The organism is Paraclostridium benzoelyticum (assembly GCF_001006285.1).
GTDB classification, from domain to species: domain Bacteria; phylum Bacillota; class Clostridia; order Peptostreptococcales; family Peptostreptococcaceae; genus Paraclostridium; species Paraclostridium benzoelyticum.
In genome coordinates, this window is sequence record NZ_LBBT01000290.1 from 1 (window position 1) to 4,646 (window position 4,646).

Sequence of the window (4,646 nt, forward strand, 5' to 3'; positions counted from 1 at the left end):
TTTCATTTTATTTTATAGTATGTACACATACTGTTATTATATTTTTTAAATTCCTATATAATACAAAAACTGTTATAATAGTTTAGTAAATTAAAATAACTATAAGGGTGATAAAATGAACTTAATTACATTAGAAAATATAACAAAGAGTTACTCTGAAAAAGTACTAGTTAACAATATATCATTAGGAATAAATGATGGAGAAAAAATAGGCCTTATAGGTGTCAATGGTACTGGTAAATCTACTTTACTTAAAATAATATCAGGTGCAGAAGAACCTGATAGTGGTACTTTAACTAAACCTAATAAAGTTAGGATAGAATACCTTCCTCAAAATCCATATTATGATGAAAATGCTACCGTTCTTGAGCAAGTTTTTAAGGGAACATCTAATGAAATGAAACTACTTCGAGATTATCAAAGTATATTAGACAACTTAAATGAGAGTTTTAATGAGGATTTAAATAATGATTTAATAAAATTACAAGAAAAAATCGATGCTCTTAATCTTTGGGACCTTGAGAGCGAAGCAAAATCAGTTTTAACAAAGCTTGGTATTAGTAATTTTAATCAAAAAATTGCTGAATTATCTGGAGGTCAAAGAAAAAGAATATCACTTGCGTCAGCACTTATAACACCTTGTGAGCTATTAATTTTAGACGAGCCTACAAACCATTTAGATAATGATACTATAGATTGGCTAGAAGAATATTTAAATAACAAAAACTTATCATTACTTATGATAACTCATGATAGGTATTTTTTAGATAGAGTTACAAATAGAATAGTTGAACTTGATAAGGGTAGACTTTTTAGTTATGATGGAAATTATTCTGCATTTCTTGAGAAAAAAATAGAAAGATTAGCTCTAGAATCTAGTATGGAACAAAAAAGACAAAGCTTAATAAGAACTGAACTTGCTTGGGTTAGACGAGGTGCTCGTGCTCGTACAACTAAACAAAAAGCTAGACTCCAACGATTTGATGACCTTGTTAATACTGAAGTTTTATCAAAAAATGAAAATCTTGAAATAACTACTGCATCAAGTAGACTTGGTAAAAAAATTATAGAAATTCATAATATATCTAAATCATTTAGAGAAAGAAAATTAATCACCAATTTAGAGTATGCAATTGCTAGAACTGATAGAATTGGAATAATAGGTAAAAACGGTATAGGTAAATCAACTTTAATAAACATATTAAATGGTAAGTTAAATCCAGACTCTGGTCATATAGAAATTGGTGAAACAGTAAAAATCGGATGTTTCTCTCAAGATGATGCTCATATGAATTTAGAAATGCGTGCTATAGACTATGTTAAAGAAGTCAGTGATTACATAGAAACTTCTGATGGTCAAAAGATAACTGCATCTCAACTATGTGAAAGATTTTTATTTGACGGAACTATGCAATATACACTTATCAAAAAACTTTCAGGTGGAGAAAGACGTAGACTTCACCTTTTAAGAACCTTAATGTCTGCACCTAATGTACTTCTTTTAGATGAGCCTACAAACGACTTAGACATAGAAACTTTAAATAGACTTGAAGATTATTTAGATGAGTTTCCAGGCGTAGTCATATGTGTTTCTCATGATAGATATTTCCTAGATAGAATATGTAATAAAATATTTGCATATAGCGGAAATGGTGCAATAGATATTTTTACTGGTAACTATAGTGACTATCTAATATTTAAAGAAAGTCAACCTGACGAAATTGAAATTGTTGAAGAAAAACCTAAAAACGAAGTAAAAAAAGAAAAACCTAAAAATAATAAAAAATTAAAATTCACATTTAATGAACAAAGAGAATTTGATAATATAGATAATGATATATCTTCTCTTGAAAATAAAATTCAATCTATTGATGATAATTTAGATAAATATTCAACTGATTTTACTAAGTTACAAGAAATGCTTTATGAAAAGTCAAAATTAGAAAAAGAACTTGAGTTTAAATATGAAAGATGGGAATATTTAAATAATCTAGCTGAAGAAATTGAAAATAATAAAAATACAAATTAAAAAAATGACCTTTTAAAAGGTCATTTTTAATTTATAGTTATCTTTTAATCTTCAGATATATAGAAACTGTCAAAAATATAATCTATAATACCTCTATATTCATCAACTAAAAATTCATCCACATCTATTTTAAATTCATATATACCCTTATATCCATAAGTAATTAATGTGTAGTTTATAGTTCCTTGAATAGACTTGCTTACTATTATTTTTCCACTTATTTTTTCATTTTTATAATTTCTGACTTCATCTATATTTGACATATTTTTTATAACAGAATCAATAGAAACTAAATCAATACAACCATCTGGTATTTCTATTAAAAATCCATGTGTTTTTATATTATAAAAACCAAAATCCTCATCTTTTTCTATAGTTATAGTATCAAAGCATTTATCATCTATAGTGTTTAACTTTTCAAAATGTGTTGGTATTTCTACTCCATATCCAAGTTTACTTTTTATTTTATCATATGTTAAATTTTTTACTACTTTTTCGCATTCTCGCTCTTCTTTTCTAATTTTTCGCAAGTAATACAAAGACTTTTTAAATCCTTCTTCATATGATTTTAAAAAATATTCTTTAGCCTCTGTGTATTCCCCATTCTCTAAGAAATCTATTGCTTTTTCATAATTATTAGACAAGAACATCCCCCCAAACTAAATTTTATTTCTTATTAATAGTTTAATATATTTTATGCTTCTATCCTTGTTAAAATTCTATCATTATTTCATTGCTATTTTGGAAATTTTTAAATAATTCATTTTTTTTATTGACAATATTCATTTTTTTTATTACGATAATATAAAATAAATATTAAAAAATTCTGTGAAAAAGAGAGTAACTCTAAATGGATTTTCAGCGAACTAGGGTTGGTGTGAGCCTAGTAATGAAGTTTATTGTGAAGAGAGCTTTTGAGAATATAGTTTGAAACTAAGTATGACTATAGGTTTTCTCGCCTTAAGAGATTAAGTGGATAGAATGATTTTTTATTTCTATCAACCAGAGTGGTACCGCGGAAATTTTCGTCTCTTGGCTTTTGCCAAGGGACTTTTTTAATTTAAAAATAAATGCATTTATAAAAACGTTTTAATATAAAATTCAAAAGGAGATATTATTTTATGGAGAAGAAAATTAGCTTTTATAACAAACCTACATCGAATAGTTTTATTAAGTTTTTAATCCCATCATTATTAGGATTAATATTATTTGTAGTACCTCTTCCATATGGGAGTATGGTACAAATTGAAGGAATTTCTTCAATAAACATAGGAATTGGATTTTTAGCTGAATTAATAAAAATATCATTTTCTAATTATTTAGATTATATAGCACTTATAGTAATTGTTTTCTCAGCACTTTTATCTATATTAAGTAAATTTGTGAACATTAAAAATGATTTTCTGAAAAGTATACTAGATGTTCCTTTATTTTGGTTATCTTTTAGAGTATTAGGTGCTATATTTGTATCTATGACAGTTTTAGGGTTTGGACCTGAATTTGTTAAGTCTGAAGTTACTGGACAAACAATTTTAGGAATTTTGCCTAGCCTTTTAGCAATTTTCTTAGTTTCTGGGTTTTTATTACCTTTAGTTGTAGACTTTGGTCTTATGGATTTTGTGGGAACTTTAATTTCTAAATTTATGTATAATATATTTAAAGTTCCTGGCCGTTCTGCTGTAGATGCTATATCGTCTTGGTTGGGTGATGGTACTCTTGGTATTATGATAACAAATACCCAATATAAACAAGGGTTTTATACTGCAAAAGAAGCTTGTATAATATCTGTTTGTTTTTCATTAGTATCTTTACCTTTCTCAACAGTTATAGCTGATCAGTTAGGATTAATGAGCTTGTTTGTTCCTTTTTACGGTTGTGTTTGTGTTGCTTCTTTAGCATGTGCTATTATAATGCCTCGTATATACCCTTTAGCTCATATTAAAGATAAAACTTATAACAATGTAGACCATTTAAAAGAGGACCTTATTCCAGCAAATGAGAATGTATTTTCATTTGCTTTATCTAAGGCTTTAAATAGAGCTGAAAATGCACCGTCTTTAAATCTAATCATTAAAAATGGATTTAAAACTGTTGTAGATATGTACTTAGCTTTACTTCCTCTTGTAATGGCATGGGGGACCATTGCGCTTATAGTAGCTGAGTTTACACCTATATTTACTTGGATATCATTCCCTGTAGTATTTTTACTTAAGTTACTTCAAATACCTAATGCCGTAGAAGCTGCACCAGCTGTATTAGTTGGATTTGCTGATATGTTTTTACCTTCTATAATGGTATCAGGTGATCACTTTGATATATTAACGAAATTTATAATAGGAGCGCTATCTATAACGCAACTTCTATACTTAACAGAAACAGGTGCAGTTATATTAAAATCAGATATTCCATTAAATTTAAAAGATTTATTTATTATATTTTTGACAAGAACTTTAATAGCTTTACCAATTATAACGATATTAGCTAAGTTAATATTAAAGTAATAGTAAAATCTTAGATGGTCAAATAGACCATCTTTTTTAATTTCAATTTTAATCAATATTATGTCGACATAAGCAAAGTATTTTTTTTATTTGTCATATACTTGATTACTTTGGTT

Annotated in this window: 3 protein-coding genes and 1 other annotated feature; of the genes, 2 read left to right on the forward strand and 1 reads right to left on the reverse strand. The window is 27.0% G+C overall.

Going from position 1 to position 4,646, the window contains the following annotated elements:
• The first annotated feature begins 115 nt into the window (after positions 1–115).
• Entirely contained in the window at positions 116–2,029 is a 1,914-nt protein-coding gene (locus VN21_RS14415; RefSeq protein ID WP_046823879.1) for an ABC-F family ATP-binding cassette domain-containing protein, read from the forward strand.
• A gap of 44 nt (positions 2,030–2,073) precedes the next feature.
• Here the strand turns inward: VN21_RS14415 and VN21_RS14420 are convergent, their stop codons facing one another.
• Positions 2,074–2,673 (reverse strand): hypothetical protein, encoded by a 600-nt coding sequence (locus tag VN21_RS14420; RefSeq protein WP_046823880.1) that lies wholly within the window; start codon positions 2,671–2,673, stop codon positions 2,074–2,076.
• 175 nt (positions 2,674–2,848) lie between these two features.
• Positions 2,849–3,065, forward strand: a binding site (T-box leader).
• An 85-nt stretch (positions 3,066–3,150) separates the two neighbouring features.
• Between VN21_RS14420 and VN21_RS14425 the strand changes: the two genes are divergently transcribed.
• Positions 3,151–4,530, forward strand: coding sequence for a YjiH family protein (locus VN21_RS14425; RefSeq protein ID WP_226896718.1), 1,380 nt, complete (start codon positions 3,151–3,153; stop codon positions 4,528–4,530).
• Positions 4,531–4,646: the final 116 nt, after the last annotated feature.

What these genes read in the sequence shown, in the direction of transcription:
- VN21_RS14415 (WP_046823879.1), top strand. Translation starts at nt 116, where the DNA reads ATGAACTTAATTACATTAGAAAATATAACAAAGAGTTACTCTGAAAAA.
- VN21_RS14425 (WP_226896718.1), top strand. Translation starts at nt 3,151, where the DNA reads ATGGAGAAGAAAATTAGCTTTTATAACAAACCTACATCGAATAGTTTT.